Origin of the sequence: Enterovirga aerilata (genome assembly GCF_013044135.1) — a bacterium.
In the GTDB taxonomy this organism is placed as follows: domain Bacteria; phylum Pseudomonadota; class Alphaproteobacteria; order Rhizobiales; family Beijerinckiaceae; genus Enterovirga; species Enterovirga aerilata.
This window is the reverse complement of sequence record NZ_JABEPP010000004.1, coordinates 112,438-139,408: the sequence shown is the minus strand read 5'-3', so window position 1 is coordinate 139,408 and position 26,971 is coordinate 112,438. Positions and strand designations below refer to the sequence as shown.

Below are 26,971 nucleotides of genomic sequence, written 5' to 3'. Positions count from 1 at the left end.
CCGTCAGGACGCCTTGGCGACCGGCTGCTTCGCGCGGTTCTGCCGGTTCTCGATCAGGTCGTCGACGACAGCGGGATCGGCGAGCGTCGAGGTATCGCCCAGGGCGGAGAACTCGTCCTCGGCGATCTTGCGCAGGATGCGGCGCATGATCTTGCCGGAGCGGGTCTTCGGCAGGCCGGGTGCGAACTGGATCAGGTCCGGGGTCGCGATCGGCCCGATCTCCTTGCGGACATGGGCGACCAGTTCCTTGCGCAGCGACTCGCTCGGCTCCTCGCCCTGCATCAGGGTGACATAGGCGTAGATGCCCTGGCCCTTGATGTCGTGCGGATATCCGACGACGGCCGCCTCGGAGACCTTCGGGTGGGAGACGAGCGCGCTCTCGACTTCCGCCGTGCCCATCCGGTGGCCGGAGACGTTGATGACGTCGTCGACCCGGCCCGTGATCCAGTAATAGCCGTCGGCGTCGCGCCGGCAGCCGTCGCCGGTGAAGTACTTGCCCTTGTAGGCGGAGAAGTAGGTGTCCACGAAGCGCTGGTGATCGCCGAACACGGTCCGCATCTGGCCGGGCCAGCTCTCGGCGATGACGAGGTTGCCCTCGCAGGCGCCCTCGAGGACCTTGCCCTCCGCATCCACCACCTGGGGCACGACCCCGAAGAAGGGCCGGGTCGCCGAGCCCGGCTTCAGCCGCGTCGCGCCCGGGAGCGGCGTGATCATGATCCCGCCCGTTTCCGTCTGCCACCAGGTATCCACGATCGGGCAGCGCTTCTCGCCGACCACCTCGTAGTACCATTCCCAGGCCTCGGGATTGATCGGCTCGCCGACCGAGCCGAGCAGGCGCAGGGACGCGCGCGAGGTCTTCTTCACGGGCGCGTCGCCCGCGCCCATCAGCGAGCGGATCGCGGTCGGGGCCGTGTAGAAGATGTTGACCTTGTGCTTGTCGATCACCTCCCAGAACCGGGAGACGGTCGGGTAGTTCGGCACGCCCTCGAACATCAGCGTCGTCGCGCCGTTCGCGAGCGGGCCGTAGACGATGTAGGAATGCCCGGTCACCCAGCCGACATCGGCCGTGCACCAGTAGATGTCGCCGTCGTGGTAGTCGAAGACGTATTGGTGCGTCATCGACGCGAAGACCAGATAACCGCCGGTCGTATGCAGCACGCCCTTCGGCTTCCCCGTCGAGCCGGACGTGTACAGGATGAAGAGCGGGTCCTCCGCATCGACGTGCTCGGCCGGGCACTCGTCCGTCACCTGCTCGGCGGCCTCGTGGTAATAGACGTCGCGGCCGGCCTCCATGTCGACGGACCCGCCCGTCCGGCGCACGACGACGACGTGGTCCACCCCGCCGACCTTGGCGATCGCGGCGTCGACATTCGCCTTGAGCGGCACCTTGCGGCCGCCGCGCAGACCCTCGTCCGCCGTGATGACCATCTTCGAGCCGCAGTCGCGGATGCGGTCGGCGAGGGAATCCGGCGAGAAGCCGCCGAACACCACCGAATGGATCGCGCCGAGCCGCGCGCAGGCGAGCATGGCATAGGCGGCCTCCGGGATCATCGGCATGTAGATCGTGACCGTCGATCCCTTCTCCACGCCGCGGTTGCGCAGGACGTTCGCGAAGCGGCAGACCTCCGCATGGAGCTGGCGGTAGGTGATGTGCTTCGACTCGGACGGGTCGTCCCCCTCCCAGATGATCGCGACCTGGTCGCCGCGCGTGTCGAGATGCCGGTCGATGCAGTTATAGGCGACGTTGGTCACCCCGTCCTCGAACCAGCGGATCGAGACCTCGCCGCCGTCGGGCCCGCCGAAGCTCGCGTTCTTAGCCCGCGTATAGGTGGTGAACCAGTCGATGCGGCTGCCATGCTCGTACCAGAACCCTTCGGGGTCGCGGATCGAGCGCTCGTACATCTCCAGGTACTTGGCCTCGTTCACATAGGCTCGGGCCGCCCACTCGGCCGGCACGTCGTGCGGGAGGGGATGGTGAACCACGTGCTCCATGGCGTGTCCTCGCGGCGTCTCGGCTCCGGCCGCTCGCCGGGCCCTTTATGGTCCGGAACCTACGCCCTCGCATCGCGACACCGCAAGGCGAGCGGAATCGCACTTTGGTCGCCGGCCGCGCCCATCCGCGCTATGGAACCGGCCGGAACTGGAAAGGGCGAAGATGGCCAAGGTCGATGGCGAGCGGGTTCTCAGGGACTTGAGGGAGCTTGCGACGTTCGGCGCCTATAAGACGGGCGTCCATCGTCCGACCTTCTCGGACGAGGACATCGCCGCCCGCCGCTGGTTCGTCGGCAAACTGGAGGAGGCCGGCCTGCAGGGCTCGATCGACGGGATCGGCAACGTCTACGGCCTCTCGGACGGGCCGGGCGCCAAGATCCTGACCGGCTCCCATATCGAGAGCCAGAACCACGCGGGCTGGCTCGATGGCGCCCTGGGCATGATCTACGGCCTGGAGGCCGCGCGCGCGGTGGGGCGCGGCGTCGACGTGGCGGGCTGGTGCGACGAGGAAGGCCATTTCGGGTCCTTCATCGGGTCGCGCTCCTTCACGGGCCTTCTCGACGACGACGAGATCGACCGGCTCGCCAACAAGTATGACGGCATGCCGCTCAGGGACGCGCTCGCCAAGGCGGGGCTCGCCGGGGTGCCGCGGCGGCAGGTCGAGCCGGGCCGCTACAAGGGCTTCATCGAGGCGCATATCGAACAGGGCGATACCCTGATCTCCTCCGGCCTCAAGATCGGCGTGGTCACGGCGATCGTGGCGATCTGGCAGTACCGCATCACGGCGACCGGCGAGCAGAACCATGCCGGCACGACCTCGATGTCGCGCCGGCGCGACGCCGGGCTGGCCCTGGTCCGCCTTCTCGCGGAAATCGACCGCCGATTCCCGGAACTCGCCGGGCCGCGGACGGTCTGGACGACGGGCCGGATCACGCTCGACCCCGGCGCGCCCTCCATCATCCCGGGCAGGGGCGAGGTTCTGTTCCAGTTCCGCGACGCCGATCAGGCCGTTCTGGACCGGCTCGACGCCGAGCTGCGCCGCCTGGTCGACGAGGCCAACCGGACCGGACGCTGCCCGATGGAGATCGAGGTCATGGGCCAGAGTCGGCCGGCCCTGATGGACGAGACGCTCCAGGCCGCGCTGGAGGCGGCGGGCGAGACGCATGCGCCGGGCAAGGTGCTCCGCATGCCCAGCGGCGCCGGGCACGACGCCCAGTATCTCGCACGGGTCATGCCGGCCGCCATGATGTTCGTGCCGTCGATCGGTGGGATCAGTCACCACTGGACGGAGAACACCTCCGACGAGGACCTGGTGCTCGGCGCGCAGGTCTATTGCGACGCCGTCGAGCGGGCGTTGAACGGCTAGGATCAACAGCCCGCGCAGATGCCGGTGCGGATGCGCCTGTCGAGCTGGCGGCTTTTCGCCTCGAGGTCGGGGCGCGTGCCGTCCGCGGCCGCACCCGGCGGCTTGGTCCGGCCGACCGCGGTCGTGGATGCGGCCCGGGCCGGGATCGTGCCGTCCACGGTCGAGCCGACGGATCCGGGTGGCGGCGTCGCTGGCGCGGGAGCCGGCGGCGATTGCGCGGCCGCCGGAAGCGCCAGCAGGGCGCCGGCCAGAATGAGGGCGGCGATGGATCGGCTCGGCATGGCGTCGACTCCCGGCTGCCGTGAGATAACGGCTTGATCCGGCGGAGGTTTCGCGGCCGGGAGCCGGCCGCCCGTCCGGCTCAGCGCGGGGCGGGAGGCGTGCCGCCCGGCAGCCCCGGCGGAGCCGCCCGGGTCGGGTCCGTCAGCTGCACGGTCCAGCTCTTCTGCTCGCCCGTGTCGATCTCGAAAAAGCCGGAGCGGTCGAAGCCGCGGGCGAGGCAGTCTTCCACGCCCCGGATGGTGAACTCGCGGTCGCGGGTGCACATGAGCGAGCGCCCGCCCCAGTCGCCGCCGCGGTCGTAATCCACGGCGTAGACGTAATAATAGCGCGCCGCGAGGTCGCCGCGCAGGAGCGTCTCGCAGCCGCGGGCGGCGAGGTTCCACCAGCCCTCCGTCACCCAGCCGGCAGCGTCACGGTAGCCCAGCGACACCCCGACCCGGCTGTCCGTCATGTTGCACAGCCGAAGGTCGGCGCGCGCCGCCTGCGGCGCCGCGACGGAGAGCGCGGCGGCGGCGAGCAGGACGCAAGAGAGCGGGATGCGGGATCGGAAGGCCGGTGGCATATGAGAGCGGAAGTGCAGGCGGGGCGCGCGATGCTCAGCCGGCGATTGGGGCGATCCCGTGGCAGCGCCCGCGGCTTCGCCCGGACCGGCTTGCCGGAACGGAGACATGAGGATGACGGAACTCGACGAGAGGACCAGGACGGAGCTCGAGGCGGCGGCGTTTCGCCGGCTCGTGTCGCATCTCCGCAGCCGCACGGACGTGCAGAACCTGGATCTCATGAACCTTGCGGGCTTCTGCCGCAACTGCCTGTCGAACTGGCTGAAGGACGCGGCCGACGAGCGCGGCCTCGGGCTCTCCAAGGACGACATGCGGACCCACGTCTACGGCATGCCATACGAGGAGTGGAAGGCGCGCTACCAGACGGAGGCACGCCCCGAGCAGCTGGCCAAGTTCGAGGCCGCGAAGCCGCAGCACTGAGCCGCGGCCGGGCAACTCACGCCTCCAGGCGCTCGCGGATCATCGTCTGGAGCGTGGTGAGGTATTCCTCTGCGAGCGAGGCGCGCTTCTCGGCCGCCTGCAGCCGCTCGGAGGCGTCCGTGATCATGGCCTGCGTCCGGTCGAGCATCTCGGCCGAGCGGCGCTCGAGCTCCTCGTTGCGCCGGCGCTCGCGGTCGAGCGCGTCGAGGGCCGCGGCGAGGCGGTCCTCCGTCTCGATCAGGTGGCGCTTCAGCGCCTCCACCTTGTCCTCGGCCTCAGCGGCTCGCCGCTCGGCCAGAAGCACCTGCTCGCGCCGGGTGCTCATGGGTTCGCTCGCCTTGAGGATGGCGTTGATCGCCGCGACCTGATCCGGGCGGGGCGCCGGCGGGCGCGGGAAGTTCGGCCGCAGCACGTTCTCGGGCCGGACCTGGTCGTTCTTCAGCTGCGAGGCGATCTGCCGGGCGAGGTCGCCGAGCTCGTCCTGTCTGTCCTGCCGGGCGGTCGATTCGGAGCGCATGACGAATCCTTTCGGGCCAATTAAGCCCGATCACACCGGATCATCGTTAATAGGAAGTTAACGCCGCCGGAATTACTTAACGTCTTGGCGACGGCTGGGGACAACCAAGTATAACCGAGGTCGGCGGAGAAGACGGCCGCCCGCCGGCGCTCCGTTTACGCCACCGAGCCTCGATCCCGCAAGGCGCCGTCGTCAGCTCTGAACGCCGGCCGGGTACCAATCCATCTTGGAGAGCTGCTCGTCCGTCATCCTCTCGCCCTCCTTCACGCGGAGCTCGCCCTTCTGGTCCTTGATCGGCCCCGTCAGCGGGTGGAGCGCGCCGGCGATGATCTCCTCCTTCACGCGGTCCGCCTCGCGGCGCACGTTCTCCGGCACCGCGTCGCCGTAGGGCGCGATGCGCACGGCGCCCTCCTTGAGCCCGTCCCAGGTGTCGCCCGACTTCCAGGTGCCGTCGAGCGCCATTCTCACGCGGCGGATGTAGTAGGGTGCCCAGTCGTCCACGATGGAGGTCAGCTGAGCCTTCGGCGCGTAGGTGCGCATGTCCGAAGCCTGGCCGAAACCGAGCATGCCCCGCGCCTCGGCGGCCTGGAGCGGCGCGGGCGAGTCGGTGTGCTGGGTGAGGATGTCGCAGCCCTGGTCCATCAGGGCCTTGGCGGCGTCCGCCTCCTTGGCCGGGTCGTACCATGTCGAGACCCAGAGCACCTTGGTCTTGAAGTTCGGGTTCACCTTCTGGGCCGCGAGCGTGAAGGCCGAGATGCCCATCACGACCTCCGGGATCGGGAAGGACGCGATGTAGCCGGCCGTGCCGGTCTTCGAGAGATGGCCCGCGATCGTGCCGCAGACGGCGCGCCCTTCGTAGAAGCGGGCGTTGTAGGTCGCCAGATTGGCGGCCCGCTGATAGCCCGTGGCGTGCTCGAACCAGACGTTCGGCAGCGCCCGCGCCGCGCGCACGGTCGCGTTCATGAAGCCGAAGGAGGTGGCGAAGATCAGCTTGTTGCCGGCCGTCGCGAGCTGACGCAGCACCCGTTCGGCGTCCGGTCCCTCGGCAACGTTCTCGACATAGCTCGTCTTCACCTTGGAGCCGAACTCGGCCTCGATCGCCTTGCGGCCCTGGTCGTGCGCATAGGTCCAGCCGTAATCGCCCGTGGGGCCGACATAGACGAACCCGATCCCGAGCGGCGTCTGCGCGCTGCCCGCCGCGCCGGCGAAGGGCAGGGCGGCGGCGCCCGCCGCGCCGGCGACGAGCGACCTTCGGGTGATGACGGCGACCATGATGTTCTCCCTCGTTGCGATGGCGTTCAGGCGGGCGAGAAGGCCTTGCCCAGGCAGGCGGGCGCGGCGGTGGAGACCCGCCCCGGTCTGACCGAGATGAGCGTGAGGACAAGGATCGTCGCCAGATAGGGCAGCATGGCCAGGATCTCGGGCGGCAGCAGCGCGAAGCCGGCGGCCTTGGCATGGAGCTCGAAGGTCATCACCGCGCCGAACAGATAGGCGCCGGCGAGGAGCCGCGCCGGGCGCCAGGAGGCGAAGACCACCAGCGCGAGCGCGATCCAGCCGCGGCCGGCGGTGAGGCGGTCCGCCCACATCGGGGTCAGCTCGAGCGAGAAATACGCTCCGGCAAGACCGGCGAGCACGCCCCCGAACGCGACCGCGCCAGTCCGCACGGCCAGCACGGGATAGCCGATCGCGTGGGCGGAGGTGTCGGACTCGCCGACCGCTCTTAGGACCAGGCCGGGCCGGGTGTACCTCAGCCACCAGGCGACCACCGCCGTCAGCCCGAGGGCCAGATAGACCAGAAGATCGTATCCGAAGAGGACGCGAAGGACGGGATGTCCGGCGAGCGCCTGGGGCAGGAGGGGCCCGAGCCGCTCGATCGTCCGTCCGACGAAGGGCGCTCCGATCAGGGCCGAGGCGCCGACGCCGAAGATCGTCAGGGCGAGGCCCGTCGCGACCTGGTTCGCGGAGAGGCCGAGGGTCAGCGCCGCGAAGATGAGGGACGTAAGGAGGCCGCCGAGCATGGCGGCAAGCAATCCCAGATAGGCGGAGCCGGTCAGCGCCGCGGCCGCGAAGCCCGTCACCGCGCCGATGAGCATCATGCCCTCCACGCCGAGATTGAGCACGCCCGCCTTCTCGGCCACGAGCTCGCCGAGCGAGGCGAGCAGGATCGGGGTCGAGGCCATCGCGACCGTCATCGCGAAGGAGACGAGAAGGGCCGTGCTCATGCGGCGGCCCGGGCCCGGGCCGGGCGGGCGAGAACCGGGCGGAAGCGGATCAGCACGTCGGTCGCGAGAAGAAAGAACAGCAGCATGGCCTGGAACATGCCGGTTGCGGCCTGAGGCAGCCCGACCCCCGTCTGGGCGAGTTCGCCGCCGACATGGGTCACCGCCAGCACGAGCGCCGCAAGGATGATGCCGACCGGGTGCAGGCGGCCGAGAAACGCGACGATGATCGCCGTATAGCCGTAGCCGCCCGGGAATTGCGGCGTGAGCTGGCCGAAGGGCCCGGCCGCTTCGAAGATGCCGGCGAGACCCGCGAGGCCCCCCGCGCCGAGGAGGGTGAGCCAGATCGTCCGCCGTTCGGAGAAGCCGCCGTGCCGTGCGGCCGCGGGCGCGAGGCCGACCACCTTCACCTCGTAGCCAGCCACCGTGCGGGCGAGCAGCAGCCAGGCGATGCAGGCGACCAGAAGCGCGATCGGGATTCCGAGATGGATCAGCGATCCTTCGGAGATCGCCGGGAGGGTCTGGTCGGGCGTGAACATGCGGGTCTGCGGAAAGTTGAAGCCCTCCGGATCCTTCCAGGGTCCGCGCACGAGGAGGAAGAGGAGCTGCACCGCCACGTAGGTGAGCATCAGGCTGGTGAGGATCTCGCTCACGCCGAACCGGGTGCGGAGAAAGGCCGGAACCGCCGCCCAGGCCATGCCGCCCAGCATGCCGGCGAGGCACATGGCGGGCAGGATCCAGGCCCCCGAAAGGCCCCAGGTCGCGAGCGCGACTCCCGTCCCGGCGATGGCGCCGGCGATGTACTGGCCCTCGGCGCCGATGTTCCAGACATTGGCGCGGAACCCGACCGACAGGCCGGTCGCGATGAGGGCGAGAGGCCCGGCCTTGACCAGGAGTTCCGGCCAGCGGTCCGGATGCGCCAGGGGCGCCACGAAGATGTCGCGCACGGCTCTCGGCCCGTCGTAGCCCATGAGACCGAAGACGATCGTCCCGGCCGCCGCCGTCAGCGCCACCGCCAGGAAGGGCGTGGCGTAGAGCATTGCGCGCGAGGGCTCGGGTCGCCGCTCGAGCTTAGGCACGGGATGCGCCCCGGGCTCGCGCGTGCTCCCCGTGCACCCCGCCCATGAGAAGCCCGATCTCGTCGGCCCGGGCATCGGCGGTCGCGATCGGGCGCGAGAGCTGCCCCTCGTTCAGCACAGCGAGGCGGTCGGACAGGGCCAGCAGTTCGTCCAGATCCTGGCTGATGACCACGATGGCCGAGCCGCTCTCGGCGAGATCGAGGATGGCGCGGTGGATCGCGGCGCCCGCCCCAGCATCCACCCCCCAGGTCGGCTGGGAGACGACCAGCACCTCCGGAAGCTGCAGGATCTCCCGCCCGACCACGTATTTCTGCAGGTTCCCGCCCGACAGGCTTCGGGCTGCCGCGGCCGGCCCGACCGCTTTCACGCCGAACCGCTCGATCACCTTCCGGGCGAAGCTCCGGGACGCGCCGAAGCGGAGAAAGCCGTTCGCCGTGAGCGGGACGCGGTGGCGGGCCGTCAGGATCGCGTTGTCGGACAGCGACAGATCGGGAACGGCGGCGTGGCCGTTGCGCTCCTCCGGGACGGCGCAGAGACCGGCGCGGCGCCGCATACCGGCGCGCTCGCGCCCGACGGGCCGCCCGTCGAGCCGGATCATGGCGGCTTCCGGCGCCAGGCGCTCGCCCGACAGCGCGAGCAGCAGCTCGGACTGCCCGTTTCCGGCGACCCCGGCGATGCCGAAGACCTCCCCGGCCCGGACCTCGAAGGACACCTCGCGCAGCGGCACCGAGAAGGGGCCGCCCCGCGGCAGCGACAGGCGCCGGACCTGGAGGCGGACGGGGCCGGACGGCGCGGCGCGCCCGCCCCGCGCGACCTCGCGCAGCTCCGTCCCGATCATCAGCTCCGCCATGCGTCGCGTGCTCTCGGCGCGCGGGTCGCAGGTCGCGACGACCCGGCCGGCCCGCAATATCGTGGCGCGGCTGCACAGGGCTTTGATCTCGGCGAGCTTGTGCGAGATGTAGAGGATCGAGCACCCCTCCTGCGCGAGCTGCCGGAGCATGGCGAAGAGCCGCTCGGCCTCCTGCGGCGTGAGGACGGAGGTCGGCTCGTCCATGATGAGGAGCCGCGGCTTCACGAGCAGGCAGCGGACGATCTCGATGCGCTGGCGCTCGCCGACCGACAGGGTGTGGACCGCCCGGTCGAGGTCGAGCGGCAGGCTGTAGGCGCGCAGGATCGCGTCGACGCGCCGGGCCAGCTCCGCCCTGTCGACCGCCTCGTCGAGGCCGAGCGCGATGTTCTCGATGACGGTCAGCGCGTCGAAGAGCGAGAAGTGCTGGAACACCATCCCGATCCCGAGCGCCCTCGCGGCCTTCGGGCTCGCGATGACGACCGGGCGGCCGTCGATCCGGATCTCGCCCTCGTCGGCCGCCTGCACGCCGTAGAGGATCTTGACGAGGGTCGACTTGCCGGCGCCGTTCTCGCCGAGCAGCGCATGGATCTCGCCGGGCGCGACCGTCAGGCTCACGTTGTCGTTCGCGACCACGCCCGGGAACGCCTTGGCGATCCCGGAGAGCTCCAGGCGGGGCGGGGCGGATGGGGTCACGCGTCGGCCTGCTGCGGCATCTCTCTCCGAGCCCTGCCTCGCACGAACTGCGCCGCGCGGGAACCCGCTCCGTTGCACGGGCGTCACAGGAGGGGATTTCAGCGCGCCGCGGCCGGAGATCGTCTGCGGCGGGCCTCGGCGGACTTGCCGAGCGGGGGAGGCCGGCTAAGACTTCGCCCATGAGCGAGCCCAGTCCCTTCCAGAGCCGCGTCCGGGCGATCCGCGAGCGCGCTGCCGGCGAGACGGTGATGCGGCTGATGGGGGCGGACCTCTCCGGGCTGGAGCCCGGCGGGGCGACCGTATCGGTCGGGTGCCGGCCGGAGCTCCTGGCCGAGGAAGGCCGCTTCCACGATGAGGTGACGGCCATCCTGGTCGAGCAGGGCGCGCGGATCGCCGCCGCGACCTGGCTCGGGGACGGCGAGGCCTGCCTCCAGGCCCAATGCCGGCTGAACCTGATCGCGCCCGCGCGCGGGGACAGGCTGGTCTGCCGCGCCCGCGTGGTCCGGGCGGGGCGCCTCGCCTCCGTGGTGGCGGCCGATGTCGTGTGCATGCGCGGCGCGGAGGAGGTTCCGACGGCCACCGCGATAGCGACCGTCTCGATCGTGGAGGCCTCGGCGCTCGCGCCCGCCGGTCACGCGTGAGCTCCTGGCCGGTCCGGCGGCGCCCGAGGCCGGCATGAGGGAGAGCGGCACCCCGCGGCAGCGCCTGCCCGAAGGGTCGCGGCTGTCGGGCATCCTCTTGATGTGCGGGGGCGTCGCCTGTTTCGCGCTGTGCGACGCGAGCGCGAAATGGCTCAACGCGACGCTCGACCCGATGATGACGGCCTGGGCCCGATACGCCTTCAACGTCGCGATCGTCTCCATCTTCCTGAACCCGATCACGGTGCCGGGCCTGGCGCGCAGCAACCGGCTCGGGCTCCAGATCCTGCGCTCCGCCATCCTGGTGGGCTGCACGGTGCTCAACTTCCTCGCTCTGCAGCACCTCCAGCTCACGCAGTCCATGGCGATCCAGTTCGCCATGCCGCTTCTCGTCGCGCTGCTCGCCGGGCCGTTCCTCGGCGAATGGGCCGGCCCGCGACGCATGGCGGCGATCGGGATCGGCTTCCTGGGCGTCCTCGTGGTGACCCGGCCGCTCTCCGGCGCGCTCCATCCGGCCGCCTTCCTGACGGTCGGCAGCACGATCCTCTACGCCTTCTACGCCATCGTCACCCGGACGCTCGCGGCGCATGACCGTACCGCGACGACCGTGTTCTATTCCGGCCTCGTCGGCGTCGTCATCATGACGCCCGTCCTGCCTTTCGTCTGGAGCAATCCGCCGGGCCCGCTGCATTGGGGCCTGATGGTCGGCGTCGGCATTTTCGCGGCCGCGGGGCACGGGCTGCTCGTGATGGCGCATGCACGCGCGCCGGCGCCCGTGCTCTCGCCCTTCATCTACACGCAGCTTCTGTGGATGGCGCTGCTCGGCTACGTCGTGTTCGGGGACGTGCCGGACGGCTGGACGCTCCTCGGTGCCGCGATCGTGATCGGCTCGGGCCTCTATCTGCTCTGGTGGGAGCGGCGGAGCCGGCGGGTCGCGGCGCGGCCCTAGAGCGGACGCGGATCCTCTAGGCCGCACATGAGAATGGGCCCCGAAGGGCCCATCCGAAGGAAGACTGTCCGCCGTTACTGGCAGGGATAGCGGCGGCCGTCCCGGGCCAGGTAGGTCCCGGTCGTCGGGTCGAACGACCGGTACTTGCTGGCGCAGTAATTCACCCAGTTCGGATCGGCGCCGTAGATGTTGCCGACGGGCGCGCCCGGATAGGCGGGGGGCGGGGCCGCATTCGCGGCGGCGCCGGCCGCGATCGCTCCGAGCGCCAGGCCGCCGATCACCCCGGCCGCCACCGCGCCGCCGCCATAGCCGCGGCGGTAGTAGCCGCCCCGGTAGCCGCGGCCGTAATAGCCGCCGCGATACCCGCCGCGCCAGCCGGGACGGCCGTAATAGATCTTGCCCTGCGTGAAGCTCTCGCCCGGATAGGTGCGGGTCTGGGCCTGCCGGGCGGCCTGGGCGAGGCCGTCTCCCGGGACCTCGGCCGCCTGGGCCGCGAGGCTGCCCGCGAGGAGTGCCGCGCCGAGGGCGCCGGCGCCGAGGCATTTGCGAAGCGAAGTGGTCATCATGTCCTTCCGTTCCGAACGCAGATACGGGCCGAAGCGGGACCGCCCCACCCCGCTTCGGCACTCGTGGGGGTGAACGAACGCTCTTCTGCCCGGTTCCGCCTATTCGGCTGGAACCGCGGCAGGCTGCCCGACGGAGGTTTCCGGCGCATTGCGCCGCCTGCTCCGCGCGATCAGCCGTTCGAACATAATGTACACGACCGGCGTGATGTAGAGGGTCAGGAGCTGCGAGAAGCAGAGGCCGCCAACCACCGCAAGGCCGAGCGGCTGGCGCAGCTCGGCGCCGGCCCCGTAGCCCACCGCGATCGGCATCGCGCCGAGCACCGCGGCGGCCGTCGTCATCATGATCGGCCGGAAGCGGAGCAGCGCGGCCTCCACGATCGCCTGTTCGGGCGGCGCGCCCTCGCGCCGCCGCTCGACCGCGAAGTCGACCATCATGATCGCGTTCTTCTTCACGATGCCGATCAGCATCACGATGCCGATCATCGCGATCACGCTGAGGTCCATCCCGAAGAGCTTCAGCGTGAGCAGCGCCCCGATGCCTGCCGCGGGCAGGCCGGACAGGATGGTCAGAGGGTGGATGAAGCTCTCGTAGAGGATGCCGAGGATGATGTAGATCACGAGCACGGCGGCGAAGAGCAGGAGCCCCTGGTTGGCGAGCGCCTCCTGGAAAAGCTGCGCGGTGCCCTGGAAGCTCGTCTGGATCTGCACCGGCAGGCCGATCTCGCGGCTGGCCGCCTCGATCCCGCTCACGGCCTGAGAAAGTGCCACCCCCGGCACGAGGTTGAACGAGATGGTGACCGAGGGAAGCTGGGCGAGGTGGTTCACGGTGAGGGCGGTCGGCAGGATCTTGAGCGTCGCGACCGAATCCATCGGCACGACGCTGCCGCCCGGCGTGCGCAGCGCGAGCTTGCGCAGCACTTCGCCGACATCCGCGTATTTCTGGTCCGCCTCGAGGATGACCTGGTAGGTGTCCTCGGGCGCGTAGATCGTCGAGACCTGGCGCGTGCCGAAGGCCGAGTAGAACTGGTCGCGCACCTGGTCGACCGTCACGCCGAGCCGGGCGGCCACGTCGCGGTCGATCTCGATAAAGGCGGTGCGGGCCCGCATCTGCAGGTCGGAATTGACGTCGACCACGCCCGGGATCTGCGCCATGCGGTCCTGCAGGAGCGGCGCGAATTTGCGCAGCGCGTCCAGGTTCGTCGATTGCAGCGTGTACTGGTACTGGCTGCGCGACTGCACGGCCCCGATATTGATGGACGTGACGGGCTGCATGTAGATGTTGATGCCCGGCACGGCGGCCGCCGCGCGCCGCAGGCGGGCGACCACGCTGATCGCGTCCGTCCTGCGCTCCGGCCTGTCGCGGAGCGCGATGAACATGCGCCCGGAATTCTGCGTCGCGGCCGGCCCGCCCCCGCCGACGGTCGACATCACGGAGATGACGTCGGGGTCGGCCCGGACGATCTCGGCCAGCGCTTTCTGGCGCTCGACCATGGCCTCGAACGAGGCGTCGTCGGGGCCGACCGTCGAGGCGCTGATCAGCCCGTTATCCTCGGTCGGGAAGAAGCCTTTCGGGATGTCGCGGAAGAGGATCGCCGTGACCACGAAGGTCGCGAGCGTGATGAGCAGCATGAGGGACGGCACCGCGACCGTCCGCTTCAGCGACCACGCATAGCCGCGCGACAGGGCCGCGAAGCCCGCCTCGAAGCCCCGGAGCACGAAGTTGCGGCGCTTGCCATGGTCGACCGGCCGCAGCAGCCGCGAGCACAGCATGGGCGTCAGCGTGAGCGACACCACGCCCGAGATCAGGATCGCCATGGAGATGACGAGGCCGAACTCGGTGAACATCCGCCCGACGACCCCGCCCATGAACAGGACCGGGATGAACACGGCCACGAGCGAGGTCGTCATCGAGATGATGGTGAAGCCGACCTCGCGCGAGCCGATCAGCGAGGCCGGGAAGGGCATCTCGCCCTTCTCGACATGCCGCATGATGTTCTCGAGCATCACGATGGCGTCGTCGACCACGAAGCCGACGGACAAGGTGAGCGCGAGCAGCGAGATGTTGTCGATCGAGTGGCCGAACAGGTACATCCCGGCGAAGGTGCCGATGAGCGAGATCGGCAGCGCGATCGCCGGGATGACGGTCGCCCGGAAGGATTGCAGGAACAGGTAGATGACGATGATGACGAGGACCATCGACAGGAAGAGCGTGAACTCGACGTCCTCGATGGCGTGACGGATCGGGATCGACCGGTCGTTCAGGACGTGGATGGAGACGCCGGCCGGAAGCTCCGCCTCGATCGCCGGAAGAAGCGAGCGCGCGCGGTCCACCACCTCGACCGTGTTCGCGTCGGGCTGCCGATACAGCGCGAGCACGATGGCGCGCTTGCCGTTGAGCCAGCTCGCGACCTTGTCGTTCTCCACGCCGTCCACGGCGGTCGCGACATCCGCGACGCGCACCGGCGCGCCGTTCTGCCAGGCCACGACGACGGGCATGTAGTCGGCCGCCTTCATGATCGGGCCGGTGGCGTCCAGGATCGAGCTGCGCGTGCCCTGGTCGACGGAGCCCACGGGCTTCGACGAGTTCGCGGCGGCGAGCGCCGCCTGCATGTCGGCGAGGCCCAAGCCGCGCGCGGCGAGCTGGTTCAGGTCGGCCTTGACGCGGACGGCGTATTTCTGGGTGCCGAAGATCAGGACCTGCGCGACACCGGGCAAGGTCGAGAGCCGGGGGACGATATTGGACTGGGCGAAGCGGTCGACATCCGAGAGCCGCACCTGTTCGGAGCTCACGGCGAAGAAGAGGATCGGCTGGTCCGCCGGATTGACCTTCCGGAAGCTCGGCGGGGTCGTCATCTCGGCCGGCAGGCGGCGCTGCGCGGTCGAGATCGCGGACTGCACGTCCAGCGCGGCGCCGTCGATGTTCCGGTTCAGGTCGAACTGAAGGACGATCGAGGTCTGGCCCAGGATGGAGGTCGAGGTCATCGTCGCCACGCCCGCGATCGTCGAGAACTGCTTCTCGAGGATGGAGGCGACGGAGGACGCCATGGTCTCCGGGCTCGCGCCGGGGAGGCTCGCCGATACCTGGATGGTGGGAAAGTCGACGCGCGGCACCGCCGCGACCGGAAGCTGGCGGTAGCCAAAGAGGCCGGCCGCCACGAAGGCGATCATGACCAGGATCGTCATGACCGGCCGGCGGATGCAGATCTCCGACACCATGGCGGGGCGCCTCCGTCAGCTGCGCCGCTGCGCGCCCGCCTCGGGATCCAGCCCCTTGGCGACGCCCTCCGAACCCCGGGCCGGGACGACCTGCACCGCCGCGCCGTTGACGAGCCGCAACTGGCCGTCGACCACCACCCGCTCGCCGCCGGAGAGCCCGGACGAGATCACGCTCTCGTTGCCGACCGTGCGGGCCACCGTGACGGGCACGAGCTCGGCCTTGCGGCCGTCGCGCACCACGAAGACGTAGTTGCCCTGCTGCCCGATCTGCACCGCCGCGGACGGGACGGCGACCGCCCCCGACTGGATCCCGAGCACGACCCGAACCGACACGAAGGCGCCCGGCCAGAGCCGCTCGTCGGCATTGTCCATCAGCGCCTTGGCGAGCACGGTCCCGGTTGCGAGGTCGACGGTGTTCTCCGTGAAGGCGACCGTCCCGGTCGAGACGCCGTCGCCGACACGCGCCTCAACCGCGACCTTGCCGGCGCTCATCGCCCTGCGCAGGTCCCCGAAGAGCGATTGCGGTACCGCGAAGGACGCGTAGATCGGATCGAGCTGGTTCACCGTCATGATGGCCTGGGTGTCCACGGCCTTGACCATCGTGCCCTCCTTGAGGGCGATCGAGCCGATCCGGCCGGAGACGGGGGCCCGGATCTCCGTATAGGAGAGGGCGGTCGCGAGGTTCGCCCGGGAGGCCTCGTCCGCGGCGAGCTGCGCCTCCTGCACCTTCACGGCCGTCGCGTAGGTGTCGCGCTGCACCTCGGTCGTGATGCGCTTGGCGAGGAGATCCTCGGCCCGGGCGAGGTCGCGCCGCGCCTGCTCGAGCTGTGCGCGGTCCTTGGCGACGAGCGCTTCCGCCTGGGCGAGCTGTGCCTTGATGGCCCGGTTGTCCAGCGTGACCAGGAGGTCGCCCTCCTTCACCTTGGCGCCTTCCTGCACGGCGATGGAGGTGATCTGGCTGTCGACGCGCGCCTTGATCTGGATGGAGGCGAGCGGCTGCACCGTGCCGACCGCGTCGATGGTGACGGGCAGCGGCTTCCGGTCGGCGTTGGCCAGCACCACCGGGACGGCGGGCGCGGCGCGTTGGGCCGCCGCCTGGGAGGCGGGAGCGGCCGCAAGATAGGGCGCGGCGGCCGGCACCCGCTCGGCCACGAAGCGGCCGGCGTCCTCGCGCTTCCACCACAGCAGGGAAGCGGCCACGACCAGGACGGCGAAGATGACGCGGCTCATGCCGAGGCTCCAGGGAGGAGACGGAGCTCGCCGTTGCGGCGATCCGCATCGAGGGTGGCGTGGCCGACGCATGGCGCCGCGTGGCGGTGCATGTCGCGGGCCACGGGACCGTGCAGGATGACGTCCGTGACCTCGCGCACGAGCGCGACGAGCCGGGTCTCGAGTTCGTTCAACACCTCGCCGAAGACGGCCGAGAACAGGGGATCCTTGCTCGGGACGTAGCGGTAGAGCGTCGGCTTGCCGACACGCGCCTCCTGCGCGGTCCCGTCCATCGAGGCGGGATCGAAGCATCGGGCGGCGAAGACCCGCCCGGCCGCCTCGGGGATGCGGCCGCGTCTCTCCTCGCGCCACCGCTCCTCGCCGACCGCGTGCATGACAAGGTTTCCGGAGATCCCGACATTCGTATAGAACTTGCGAGTTCTATCGTCGAGTCGCCTCCTCCCGGCTGTCCTGCCGCAGACCTCCGGCTAGCCCTTGACCACCACCTTGGTGCCGATCCGGACCCGGTCGTAAAGGTCCACCACGTCGCGGTTGGTCATGCGGATGCAGCCGGAGGAGACGGCCGAACCGATCGTGTCGGCCTCGTTCGAGCCGTGGATGCGGTACAGGCTCGACCCGAGATAAAGGGCGCGCGCGCCGAGCGGGTTCTCCTGCCCGCCCGCCATGTAGCGCGGCAGGTCGGGCCGGCGCTTCAGCATCTGCGCCGGCGGGCGCCAGGACGGCCATTCCTTCTTCATCGTGACCGTCTTCACGCCCGACCAGGAGAAGCCCTGGCGTCCCACCCCGACGCCGTACCGGATCGCCCGGCCGCCCGGCAGCACGTAATAGAGCCGGCGCTGGCCCGTGGAGACGACGATCGTGCCCGGCTTCTCGCCGCCCGTGTAGCGGACGATCTCGCGGGGGATCGCCTGCTCGCGGAACTCGTTGAAGAAATCCGCGACCGGCCCGGAATCGAGGAAGGCCTGGGCCGGTGAGCCGGCCGCGAGAAGGAGGGCCGCCGAGGCGGCCGCGATCACGGATCGCATGCCATTCTGCTCCGTCTTGAAGCGATGCGGGAGGTGGCGGACGCTGGCCAAGGCCTCCCGGCACGTCAAGATGCGTCAACCTGTCCGGCAGCCGCCGGGCCGGTCAGGCGGTGGCCGCCTTCATCATGGCGGCAGCGCCGGCGCGCAGGAAGGCAAGGTCGCTGCCGACCGCGACCAGGTGGTAGCCGCGCTTCGCGAAATCCGCCGCGCGCTCGCCGTTCGGGGCATAGATGCCGGCGAGCTTGCCGGCTGCCTTGGCGCGTGCGAGCGCATGGTCGATGGCGGCGTTCACCTCGGCCCCGTTCGGGTCGAGGGCGGCGCCGCGCGACAGCCCGATCGACAGGTCCGAGGGCCCGATGAAGACGGCATCGATCCCGTCCACGGCCAGGATCGCGTCGATGCGGTCGAGCGCCTCGCGCGTCTCGACCATCGCGAAGGAGCGCAGGAATCCGTTCGCGGTGCGGAAATACTCCGCCGGCTGCAGCCCGGTCAGGGTCAAGGCCGGATGCGGGCCCCAGCTCCGCTCGCCCTGCGGCGGGAACTTGACGAAGCTCGCGAAGCGGCGCGCATCCTCGACCGTGTTGATCATCGGCGCGATGATGCCCGCCGCGCCGGCATCCAGCAGGCGGGAGGCCGTCGCGAACTCGACGACCGGTATGCGCGGGATGGCGGGCTTGCCGGCCGCCGCCACCAGCGGGATCGCCCGGGCCGCGTTGAGGAAGTCGATCACGCCGTGCTGCATGTCGAGCACCACGGCGTCGATCCCCGCCTCCCGGGCGAGATAGCCCGCGATCGAGGGCTCCGGCAGGCCGCACCAGGCGGTGAAGACGGGCCTTCCGCCGCTCAAGCCTGCGGCGAGCGCCTGGACGGATGACGGCATCGAATTCCTCCCGGCGTCCCGCGTCGCTGCCGGGATCGCCGGCCCGCAGAACGCGAGAGGCGGGTGGGAGTCAAGCCAAGGACCGGCTCAGCGGCCGGCCTGGATCTCCGTAATCGCCTGGGAGAGCAGCTCGTCGAGCTTGGCCCTGATCTCGGCCTCCGACATGGCCTGCCCGCCCTTCTCCAGGTCGGCCTTGACCTTCCGGATCACGTCGCCGTCGCCGGCCTCCTCGAAATCGGCCATGACGACGGATTTCGCGTAGTCCTCCGCCTCCGCGCCGGTCTTGCCGAGCCGGGCCGCGGCCCACTGGCCGAGCAGCTTGTTCCGCCGTGCGGTGGCCTTGAAGCGAAGCTCCTCGTCATGCGCGAACTTCTTCTCGAACGCGTCGCGCCGATCGTCGAACTGAGCCATAGCGGGTCGTGACCTCCGGATTGGTTGCGGCAGCTATATGCGGTTCCGGCCAAGCTTTTGCCAGCCTTGGATAAGTCGCTTTCGGTCACCATACAGTCCGGAGAACAGGCGCGGCGCGTTGTGCGCCGCCATCCGATCGTCTAGATTCCGGCCCTGCGGGTCGCCGGTCGACCGTCCTTTGTCGACCGTGCGCCGCAGCCGCGGACCGATCGTCCCGTCAGGAGCCCCGGCCCCAAATGGATTTCCTCAAACCACGGTACACGCCCATGAACCGCCGCCGTCGCATATACGAGGGCAAGGCGAAGGTCCTCTACGAGGGGCCCGAGCCGGGCACGCTGATCCAGCACTTCAAGGACGACGCGACCGCGTTCAACGCCAAGAAGCACGAGGTGATCGACGGCAAGGGAGTCCTGAACAACCGGATCTCGGAGTACCTGTTCCAGCACCTCAACGACATCGGCGTGCCGACGCACTTCATCCGGCGGCTCAACATGCGCGAGCAGCTGATCCGCGAGGTCGAGATCATCCCGCTCGAGATCGTGGTGCGCAACGTCGCCGCGGGCTCTCTCGCGCAGCGTCTCGGGCTCGAGGAGGGAACGCAGCTCCCCCGCTCCATCATCGAGTTCTACTACAAGAACGACGCGCTGAACGACCCCATGGTGTCGGAGGAGCACATCACGGCCTTTGGCTGGGCGACGCCGCAGGAGATCGACGACATCATGGCGCTCGCCATCCGGGTCAACGACTTCCTGTCCGGGCTCTTCCTCGGCGTCGGCATCCGGCTCGTCGACTTCAAGATGGAAGCCGGGCGTCTCTGGGAAGGCGACATGATGCGGATCGTCGTCGCCGACGAGATCTCGCCGGATTCGTGCCGGCTCTGGGACATCAAGAGCCAGGACAAGCTCGACAAGGACCGCTTCCGCCGCGACCTCGGCGGCCTCATCGAGGCCTATTCGGAGGTGGCGCGCCGGCTCGGCATCCTCGGCGAGAACGAGAACATCCAGGCGACCGGGCCGCGCCTCGTCCAGTAGGCCCCCGCGGCGCCGGCCCGTCACCAGCCCGGCCCCGGCCGGGCTTTTTCATGCCTTCGATTCCCACCCGTGCGATGCCGGTCCGACCGGCGTCTCGTCCTGCCGCGATGACCCGAGCCCAGCCAAGCCGCGCCCGACGCACCCCGGACGACCTGCGGGACGAGGGATGGCGCACCGCCGAGGAGGATGGTTTCATCGGCCTCGTCGGTCCCTTCTGGTCCAAGGAGGAGGGCGACGTCCGGCGCTTCGGCTTCGTGGCCGAACCGCGCCATGCCAACCTCGTCGGCGTGGTGCAGGGCGGCATGCTGATGACGTTCGCCGATCGCGGGCTCGGCATCCTCGCCTGGGCAGCGGCGGGCCGCCCCGCCGTCACGACCAGCTTCGAGATGCAGTTCGTCGGCGCCGGCCATATCGGCTCGTTCATCGAGCTCGAAGGCGAGGTGGTGCAGCGCACGAAGACCATGGTCTTCATGCGCGGGCTGCTCCGCTCGGGGAGACGGCCCGTCGCCTCCTGCCAGGGCTCGTGGAAGATCCTGTCCGAGCGCCGCGCCTGAGGGAGGTTATCCCCGGGCGCCGCTCAGGCGCCCTTGCGGCGACGTCCCCCGGCGCGGGATTCGCCCGCCTCCGGCCGGCGGCGCTGCCGGCCCAGCCCCATCGACTTCGCAAGCTCCGAGCGCTGCCGGGCGTAGCTCGGCGCGACCATCGGATAGTCGATCGGCAGGCCCCACTTCTCGCGATATTGCTCCGGCGTCAGGCCGCGGCCGGACAGGTGCCGCTTGAGCGACTTGTAGCGCCGGCCGTCCTCCATGCTGATGATGTAGTCGTCGCCGATCGACTTCTTGATCGGGACCGGCGGGACGGGGCGCTCGGCCTGAACCGGCGCGGCAGGGCGGCTCAGTCCGACCAGGGACGCATGAACGGAGGCGATCAGGGTCGGGATGTCGTTCTTCTGGACCGCATTATGCGCGACGTAGGCGGCCACCACACCCGCCGTGAGCTCCACAAAATTAAGCTCGCTGGCCGCTTCGGTATTGCTCATGACTAAGAAAACTTCCGCTTCGATTTGGTCCCCTACGTCGGAATGCGCTGCCCGCTGGTAACTGTCAAGTCAAGCCAATTGGGTGAATCGGATGCAAACCCCGAGGGGGTATTCTGTCGGACAATCCATACATTGACCGTTCTAGTCGAGCGCCGGCGCGAGCAGAACGCTGGAATGCGCGGGAATACGCCAGCCGCAATCGGTGATAATCTTCGGCGTGCCCTGCCCACCATAGCGCGGATTCTCGGTCGAAAAACGCAGCGCCCAGCCGGAGGCGGCGGGCGGCGGCGCGAGCAGCGGCTCCGCGATGCTGCGCCGCACGAGATCGGGCCCGAGATTGACCAGAAGAAGGCGGTCGCCCCCGCCCGCGCCGAGGAAGCGGAGCACGAAGGCGCGCTCGCCCAGCACCGCCCCGTCCAATGCGCCGCGCTCCTGCCGGGCGAGGGCCGGCTCGGTCCGGCGCAGCGCGATCAGGTCCCTGTGCAGCGCGAGCGCTCCGGCATGGGAGGCGGCCTCAGACCAGTCGAGCTTGCTCCGCCGGAACGTCTCCTCGGATCCGGGATCCGCAAGGCGCGCCCTGGTCTCCGCATCCTCGCCGACGCTGGGAAACTGCGCGACGAACTCGATGCGGCCGTCGCGGACGAGACGCGCAAGCTCCTGTTCGTGATCGGCGAAATAGAAGAAGGGCGTCGAGGCCCAGAATTCCTGCCCCTGGAACAGCATCGGCGTGCCGGGCAGAAGGAGGGTCAGCGCCGTCAGGGCCCGCGCCTGGCCCGGATGCGAGAGCGCCTGCAGCCGGAGCCCCGCGGCGGAATTCGCGATCTGGTCGTGGTTCTGGAGGAAATTGACGAAGGCCGCCGGCGGCAGGTCGAGGCCGGGCGTCCCCCGGTTCTTGCCCTGGTGGAAGTAGAACTGCCCCTGGAAGAGATAGCCGTATTTCGCCGCGGAGATGAATTCCTGCGGCGAGCCGTCATGGTCCTCGTAATAGGCCTCCGCCCGGCCCGTGAGGGCGACCATCGCGGAATGGTGCAGGTCGTCGTTCCAGAGCGCGTCGAGGCCGTAGCCGCCGGCCTCGACCGGGCGGACGAGGCGCGTCTCCTGCGGCTCGTTCTCGCCGATCAGGATGATCGAGCGCGGGCCGGCGGCGCGGCGCGAGGTCTCGGCGATCTCGCGCAGGATATGCACGGGAGACGAATCGAAGATGCTCTGCGTCGCGTCCAGGCGCAGCCCGTCGAAGTGGAACTCGCCGATCCAATAGGCCGCGTTGGCAAGGAAGAAGGTGCGGACCTCCGCCGAATCCGGCCCGTCGAAGTTGATCGCGTCGCCCCATTCGGTCTCGTAGCGATCGCTGAAGTAGGTCGGAGAGAAGCAGGCGAGATAGTTCCCGTCGGGCCCGAGGTGGTTGTAGACCACGTCGTGGATGACGCCGATCCCGATCCGGTGGGCGGCGTCGATGAAGGCCTTCAAGTCCTCCGGCCGCCCGTAGAGCCGGGTCGGCGCGAAGAGGTCCACCCCGTCATAGCCCCAGCCGAAGCGGCCGGGGAACTCGGCGACCGGCATCATCTCGACGACGGTCACGCCGAGCTCCTTCAGGTGCGGCAGCTTCTCGATGGCGGCGCGCCACGTGCCTTCGGGCGTGAAGGTCCCGACATGCATCTCGTAGACGACCTGGCCGTCGAGCCGGATCCCGGGCCAGCCGGCATCGGTCCACCGGAAGGCGTCGGGATCGACGACCTCGGACGGACCGTGCGGTCCTTCCGGCTGGAAGCGCGAGGCGGGGTCGGGATACAGCCGTTCGTCGTCGTCGAGCCGGAAGCCGTAGCGCGCGCCCGGCCCGGCGCCCGGCACCGTTCCGGAAAAGTAGCCTCCTTCCTCGCGCACGAGGTCGTGGCGCCTGCCGTCGATCTCGACCGCGACGCGGCCGCGTTTCGGAGCCCAGACGCGGAACGACACGCCGCCACGGACCGGCTCGGCTCCGACCGGCATCCGCCGCGGTGACGAGGCGAGCCCGCCGCCCTCATCGACCCTGGGCAATGCAGGCCTCCTCCGTCCCGTCCCGCCGCCCGCCTTGAACCCCGCGCCAAGGCGCCAGTTCCAAATCGGACGGAACCTCGCGCCAGCGCGCGGCTTCGCCTCCCGTCTGCACTTGCGAGGAGCATCCATGCCGGCCGAAACCTGGTGGAAGAACGGCATCGTCTACCAGATCTACCCGCGCTCGTTTCAGGACTCGAACGGCGACGGCGTGGGAGACCTGCCCGGCATCACGTCGCGGCTCGACTATCTGGTCGATCTCGGGATCGACGCGGTTTGGATCTCGCCGATCTATCCCTCGCCCATGGCCGATTTCGGCTACGACGTCTCCGACTATTGCGGCGTGCATCCGCTCTTCGGCACGCTCGCGGATTTCGACAGGCTCGTCGCGGAGGTGCATCGCCGCGGGCTGAAGCTCATCCTCGACTTCGTCCCGAACCACACCTCCGACCAGCACCCGTGGTTCGTCGAGAGCCGCTCCTCCCGGAGCAACCCGAAGCGGGACTGGTACATCTGGCGCGACCCCAGGCCGGACGGCTCGCCGCCGAACAACTGGGTGTCGAATTTCGGCGGCTCGGCGTGGGAGTTCGACGAGGCTACGGGCCAGTATTACTACCACGCTTTCCTCAGGCAGCAGCCGGACCTCAACTGGCGCAACCCGGAACTGCGCGAAGCCATGTACGACGTGCTGCGCTTCTGGCTGGACCGGGGCGTCGACGGGTTCCGGGTCGACGTGATCTGGCACCTCATCAAGGATGCCGAGTTCCGCGACAACCCGCCCAATCCCGCCTGGCATCCGGAGCGGCCCGAGATCGAGAGCCTGCTGCAGGTCCATTCCTCCGACCAGGAGGAGGTGCACGAGGTGATCGCCGAGATGCGGCGGGTGCTGGACGGCTACCGGGACCGCGTCCTGATCGGGGAGATCTATCTCCCGACCGAGCGGCTCGTCGCCTATTACGGCAAGGACCTGTCGGGCGCGCACCTGCCCTTCAACTTCCAGCTCATCCAGACGGCCTGGAACGCGCGCGCGATCGCCAAGCTCGTCGACGAGTACGAGGCGGCGCTGCCGCAAGGCGGCTGGCCGAACTGGGTGCTGGGCAACCACGATCAGCCCCGCATCGCGGCGCGGGTCGGGGCCGAGCAGGCGCGGGTCGCGGCCATGCTTCTGCTCACGCTGCGCGGCACGCCCACGATGTACTACGGAGACGAGATCGGGATCGGGCGGGTCGAGATCCCGCCGGACCGCGTGCAGGATCCCTGGGAGAAGAACGAGCCCGGCCTCGGTTTCAACCGCGATCCGGAGCGGACTCCCATGCAATGGGACGCCTCGCGGTTCGCCGGCTTCAGCACTGTCGAACCCTGGCTCCCGCTGGCCCCCGGCCACGAGCGGCAGAACGTCGCAGTCCTCTCGGCCGATCCGGGCTCGATCCTGAACCTCTATCGCGCCCTCATCCGATTGCGGCGCGGCACGCGGGCGCTCGCGATCGGCGACTACCAGCCGATCCGGACGGAGGGCCACGTCTTCGGCTTCCTCCGTTCGCACGGAAGCGAGCGTTTGGCCGTCTTTCTCAACCTCTCGGGGGAACCAATCCCCGTCAAGCTTGTTTCGCCTTGCGACGGGATGCGCGTGAAGCTCTCGACCTTCCTCGATCGCGTGGACGAACGGGTTGGCTCGAATGTTGCGCTGCGGCCCAATGAAGGGCTGATCCTCGGCTAGGCGGTGTTCGGTCATCTGACCGTAACCATTGTGCGGTGCAGTACGAAGCCGCACCTGGGAGCGAGCCTAGGCTAGGAACGGGCCATTCGGCCACGCGTGGAGGGGGCGGACGAAGGTTATGGACGCGCGGGTGATAGCCGACGAGGACCGCGTGCCCGAGTTCGTGGCCGCTCTCGGGCGGGGAGGCGCGCCCTCCGAAGGCCGTGCCGTCCAGCGCATCCTCTACGTCACGTCCGAGATGGCCGACTACGTGAAGGCGGGCGGGCTTGGCGACGTCTCGGCGGCGCTGCCCCGGAGCCTCGGCCAGCGCTACGACGTCCGGGTCCTCATCCCGGGCTACCGACAGGTCACGTCCAGGGAAGAAGACATTCCTGTCGTGGCGCGGCTTCCGGCAGCGCATGGCCTGCCTGCCTGCGAACTCGGCAGGATCGACTGCCCCGACGGGCTCACGGTCTATGTGATCCTCTGCCCCGACCTCTACGACCGCGAAGGCTCGCCCTATGGCGACGAGAGCGGGGCGGACTGGGCCGACAACGACATCCGGTTCGGCCGGCTGGGGCTCGCGGCCGCGCAGATCGCCGCCGGGGTCCCGGATCTCGGCTGGACGCCCTCGCTCCTGCACCTGAACGACTGGCCCTCGGCGCTCGGCTCCGCCTATGTCGCCTGGGCCGGCCTCCAGACGCCGAGCGTCCTCACCATCCACAACCTCGCCTATCAGGGGCTCTTCGATCCGAGTCGGCTGCCGGGCCTCGGCGTGCCGGATTCCGCCTTCGGGGTGGAAGGCGTGGAATTCTACGGCAAGCTGTCCTTCCTGAAGGCCGGCATCGTCTATGCCTCGCACGTCACGACCGTGTCGCAGACCTATGCGCGCGAGATCACCACGCCCGAATTCGGCTGCGGGCTCGACGGCCTCCTGCGCAAGCTCGACGGCGAGGGGCGCCTCACCGGCATCCTGAACGGCATCGACGAATCCTGGGACCCGCGCACCGACCGCCACCTCGAGAGTCCGTTCGACCCCAACGACCTGAAAGGCAAGAAGGCCAATGCCGACGAGGTCCGGCGCGAATTCGGCCTCGCGGTGTCGCGCGGCCCCCTCTTCGCGGTGGTCTCGCGTCTGGTCCACCAGAAGGGCGTCGATCTCACGATCGAATCGACCGAGAGCATCGTCCGCCAGGGCGGCCAGGTGGTGGTGACCGGGCGCGGCGAGGAGCGGTTCGAGCGCGCCATGCAGAAGCTCGCCGAGCGCTATCCCGCCCAGGTCGGCGTCAGGATCGGCTTCGAGGAGCAGCGGGCGCGGCGCATGTTTGCCGGCAGCGACTTCCTGCTCATGCCGTCGCGTTTCGAGCCGTGCGGGCTCAGTCAGATGTATGCGCAGCGCATGGGTTCGCTGCCGATCGCCCGCCAGACGGGCGGTCTTGCGGACACGATCAAGGACGGGGTCACCGGCTTCCTGTTCCGCGACCCTTCCCTCGGCGCCATGCTGAGCGCGATCTACCGGGCGGTGGACGCCTTCGGGTCCCGCCGCAAGCTCAACGCCATGCGGCGCGCGGCGATGTCCGAAACCTATGGCTGGACGCGGTCCGCGGCCGGCTATTGCGGGGTCTACGACCGCGCCCTGGCCGGGCCCTCGCAGTAGAAACGGCGGCCCGCCCCGGCGGCGCGGCCCTCAGACGAGCTTCCCAAGGATCGCGACCCCCGCAAGCGCGATGGCGCCGCCGGCGGCCCGGAGGATGCGCGGCGCGGAAAGCCGCCCGAGCATGAGCCCGATCGCGATTCCGGCCGCGTGCAGGATCGCGGTCGCGACGACGAAGCCCGCCCCATAGGCAAGTCCCGAGGCGGTGTCCGGCATCTCCGCCCCGTGGGCATGGCCGTGGAAGAGCGCGAAGGCGCCGATCAGGGCCGTGGCGAGCGCCAGGGGCGCATCCGCCCGGAGCGCGATCGCGAGCCCGAACGCCACCACGGAGAGGCCGATGCCCAGCTCCACATAGGGCAGCTCGAACCCGGCGAGCCCCAGCGCGCCGCCGATCGTCATCATCGACAGGAAGGCGAGCGGCAGCGCCCAAAGCGCGCGGCCGCCCAGCTGCGCCGCCATGAGGCCGACCGCCACCATGGCGAGCACGTGGTCCGCCCCGCCGAACGGATGGGAAAAGCCATGCCCGAAGCCCGACACGCCCCCGAAGCCGGTATGCGCGAGGGCCGGTCCCGCGCCGGAAACGAGGCCCAGAGCTGCCCAGAGGGCGATGCGCGACATGCCTGATCT

Annotated in this window: 26 protein-coding genes; 8 read left to right on the top strand and 18 right to left on the bottom strand. The window is 69.8% G+C overall.

Annotated features, from left to right (window positions below):
* Positions 1-3: 3 nt before the first annotated feature.
* Positions 4-1,992 (bottom strand): acetate--CoA ligase, encoded by a 1,989-nt coding sequence (gene acs / locus HJG44_RS14610; protein WP_171219123.1) that lies wholly within the window; start codon positions 1,990-1,992, stop codon positions 4-6.
* A 163-nt stretch (positions 1,993-2,155) separates the two neighbouring features.
* Between acs and HJG44_RS14605 the strand changes: the two genes are divergently transcribed.
* Entirely contained in the window at positions 2,156-3,358 is a 1,203-nt protein-coding gene (locus HJG44_RS14605; protein ID WP_171219122.1) for a Zn-dependent hydrolase, read from the top strand.
* A gap of 2 nt (positions 3,359-3,360) precedes the next feature.
* Here HJG44_RS14605 and HJG44_RS14600 read toward each other — a convergent pair whose 3' ends face one another.
* Together HJG44_RS14600 and HJG44_RS14595 are read right to left on the bottom strand one after the other, a co-directional pair.
* Positions 3,361-3,639 (bottom strand): hypothetical protein, encoded by a 279-nt coding sequence (locus tag HJG44_RS14600; RefSeq protein WP_171219121.1) that lies wholly within the window; start codon positions 3,637-3,639, stop codon positions 3,361-3,363.
* 80 nt (positions 3,640-3,719) lie between these two features.
* Complete coding sequence (locus HJG44_RS14595) at positions 3,720-4,202, bottom strand: DUF1036 domain-containing protein (RefSeq protein WP_171219120.1); 483 nt, start codon at positions 4,200-4,202, stop codon at positions 3,720-3,722.
* 112 nt (positions 4,203-4,314) lie between these two features.
* Here HJG44_RS14595 and HJG44_RS14590 point away from each other — a divergent pair, with 112 nt between their 5' ends.
* On the top strand, positions 4,315-4,620 hold the full coding sequence (locus HJG44_RS14590; protein ID WP_171219119.1) for a DUF1244 domain-containing protein: 306 nt from the start codon (positions 4,315-4,317) through the stop codon (positions 4,618-4,620).
* Between the two features lie 16 nt (positions 4,621-4,636).
* On the opposite strand, the gene HJG44_RS14585 is transcribed toward HJG44_RS14590, so the two are convergent.
* From HJG44_RS14585 to HJG44_RS14565, 5 genes are all read right to left on the bottom strand, one after another.
* Positions 4,637-5,137 (bottom strand): hypothetical protein, encoded by a 501-nt coding sequence (locus HJG44_RS14585; RefSeq protein WP_171219118.1) that lies wholly within the window; start codon positions 5,135-5,137, stop codon positions 4,637-4,639.
* Between the two features lie 192 nt (positions 5,138-5,329).
* The gene (locus tag HJG44_RS14580; protein WP_171219117.1) at positions 5,330-6,409 is read right to left on the bottom strand and encodes a BMP family ABC transporter substrate-binding protein; all 1,080 of its coding nucleotides are present in this window, start codon (positions 6,407-6,409) and stop codon (positions 5,330-5,332) included.
* A gap of 26 nt (positions 6,410-6,435) precedes the next feature.
* On the bottom strand, positions 6,436-7,359 hold the full coding sequence (locus HJG44_RS14575) for an ABC transporter permease (protein WP_171219116.1): 924 nt from the start codon (positions 7,357-7,359) through the stop codon (positions 6,436-6,438).
* Positions 7,356-8,396, bottom strand: a complete 1,041-nt coding sequence (locus tag HJG44_RS14570; RefSeq protein WP_171219547.1) for an ABC transporter permease — start codon at positions 8,394-8,396, stop codon at positions 7,356-7,358. The genes HJG44_RS14575 and HJG44_RS14570 overlap by 4 nt, the downstream gene beginning before the upstream one ends.
* Positions 8,397-8,427: 31 nt before the next feature.
* Positions 8,428-9,978, bottom strand: coding sequence for an ATP-binding cassette domain-containing protein (locus HJG44_RS14565; protein ID WP_171219115.1), 1,551 nt, complete (start codon positions 9,976-9,978; stop codon positions 8,428-8,430).
* Positions 9,979-10,157: 179 nt separating this feature from the next.
* Here HJG44_RS14565 and HJG44_RS14560 point away from each other — a divergent pair, with 179 nt between their 5' ends.
* Positions 10,158-10,619 carry a PaaI family thioesterase gene (locus tag HJG44_RS14560; RefSeq protein ID WP_171219114.1) on the top strand — a complete coding sequence of 154 codons (462 nt, stop codon included), beginning with the start codon at positions 10,158-10,160 and terminating at the stop codon, positions 10,617-10,619.
* A 34-nt stretch (positions 10,620-10,653) separates the two neighbouring features.
* Complete coding sequence (locus tag HJG44_RS14555) at positions 10,654-11,565, top strand: DMT family transporter (protein WP_171219113.1); 912 nt, start codon at positions 10,654-10,656, stop codon at positions 11,563-11,565.
* 74 nt (positions 11,566-11,639) lie between these two features.
* On the opposite strand, the gene HJG44_RS14550 is transcribed toward HJG44_RS14555, so the two are convergent.
* The 7 genes from HJG44_RS14550 to HJG44_RS14520 all read right to left on the bottom strand — a co-directional run bounded on the left by HJG44_RS14550 (position 11,640) and on the right by HJG44_RS14520 (position 18,893).
* Positions 11,640-12,131, bottom strand: a complete 492-nt coding sequence (locus tag HJG44_RS14550; protein ID WP_246736266.1) for a BA14K family protein — start codon at positions 12,129-12,131, stop codon at positions 11,640-11,642.
* A 99-nt stretch (positions 12,132-12,230) separates the two neighbouring features.
* Positions 12,231-15,347: an efflux RND transporter permease subunit gene (locus tag HJG44_RS14545; protein ID WP_171219111.1), complete on the bottom strand. Its 3,117-nt coding sequence runs from the start codon at positions 15,345-15,347 to the stop codon at positions 12,231-12,233.
* Positions 15,348-15,362: 15 nt separating this feature from the next.
* Positions 15,363-16,577: an efflux RND transporter periplasmic adaptor subunit gene (locus tag HJG44_RS14540; protein WP_171219110.1), complete on the bottom strand. Its 1,215-nt coding sequence runs from the start codon at positions 16,575-16,577 to the stop codon at positions 15,363-15,365.
* Complete coding sequence (locus HJG44_RS14535; RefSeq protein WP_171219109.1) at positions 16,574-16,951, bottom strand: TetR/AcrR family transcriptional regulator; 378 nt, start codon at positions 16,949-16,951, stop codon at positions 16,574-16,576. The genes HJG44_RS14540 and HJG44_RS14535 overlap by 4 nt, the downstream gene beginning before the upstream one ends.
* A 93-nt stretch (positions 16,952-17,044) precedes the next feature.
* Positions 17,045-17,602, bottom strand: coding sequence for a L,D-transpeptidase (locus HJG44_RS14530; RefSeq protein WP_171219108.1), 558 nt, complete (start codon positions 17,600-17,602; stop codon positions 17,045-17,047).
* 103 nt (positions 17,603-17,705) lie between these two features.
* Positions 17,706-18,482, bottom strand: coding sequence for an HpcH/HpaI aldolase family protein (locus HJG44_RS14525; protein WP_171219107.1), 777 nt, complete (start codon positions 18,480-18,482; stop codon positions 17,706-17,708).
* An 87-nt stretch (positions 18,483-18,569) separates the two neighbouring features.
* Entirely contained in the window at positions 18,570-18,893 is a 324-nt protein-coding gene (locus tag HJG44_RS14520; protein ID WP_171219106.1) for a DUF1476 domain-containing protein, read from the bottom strand.
* 236 nt (positions 18,894-19,129) lie between these two features.
* On the opposite strand from HJG44_RS14520, the gene purC reads away from it, so the two are divergent.
* Positions 19,130-19,924 carry a phosphoribosylaminoimidazolesuccinocarboxamide synthase gene (purC, locus tag HJG44_RS14515; RefSeq protein WP_171219105.1) on the top strand — a complete coding sequence of 265 codons (795 nt, stop codon included), beginning with the start codon at positions 19,130-19,132 and terminating at the stop codon, positions 19,922-19,924.
* Between the two features lie 107 nt (positions 19,925-20,031).
* Entirely contained in the window at positions 20,032-20,478 is a 447-nt protein-coding gene (locus tag HJG44_RS14510) for a PaaI family thioesterase (RefSeq protein WP_171219104.1), read from the top strand.
* Between the two features lie 23 nt (positions 20,479-20,501).
* Here HJG44_RS14510 and HJG44_RS14505 read toward each other — a convergent pair whose 3' ends face one another.
* Positions 20,502-20,963 (bottom strand): Ros/MucR family transcriptional regulator, encoded by a 462-nt coding sequence (locus HJG44_RS14505; RefSeq protein ID WP_171219103.1) that lies wholly within the window; start codon positions 20,961-20,963, stop codon positions 20,502-20,504.
* Between the two features lie 141 nt (positions 20,964-21,104).
* Positions 21,105-22,997, bottom strand: coding sequence for a malto-oligosyltrehalose trehalohydrolase (gene treZ, locus HJG44_RS14500; RefSeq protein WP_210261136.1), 1,893 nt, complete (start codon positions 22,995-22,997; stop codon positions 21,105-21,107).
* Between the two features lie 127 nt (positions 22,998-23,124).
* Between treZ and HJG44_RS14495 the strand changes: the two genes are divergently transcribed.
* Both HJG44_RS14495 and glgA read left to right on the top strand, forming a co-directional pair.
* Positions 23,125-24,711 carry an alpha-amylase family glycosyl hydrolase gene (locus HJG44_RS14495; protein WP_171219102.1) on the top strand — a complete coding sequence of 529 codons (1,587 nt, stop codon included), beginning with the start codon at positions 23,125-23,127 and terminating at the stop codon, positions 24,709-24,711.
* Between the two features lie 118 nt (positions 24,712-24,829).
* On the top strand, positions 24,830-26,347 hold the full coding sequence (gene glgA, locus HJG44_RS14490) for a glycogen synthase GlgA (RefSeq protein ID WP_171219101.1): 1,518 nt from the start codon (positions 24,830-24,832) through the stop codon (positions 26,345-26,347).
* A gap of 30 nt (positions 26,348-26,377) precedes the next feature.
* On the opposite strand, the gene HJG44_RS14485 is transcribed toward glgA, so the two are convergent.
* Entirely contained in the window at positions 26,378-26,962 is a 585-nt protein-coding gene (locus HJG44_RS14485; RefSeq protein WP_171219100.1) for a HupE/UreJ family protein, read from the bottom strand.
* Positions 26,963-26,971 lie beyond the last annotated feature (9 nt).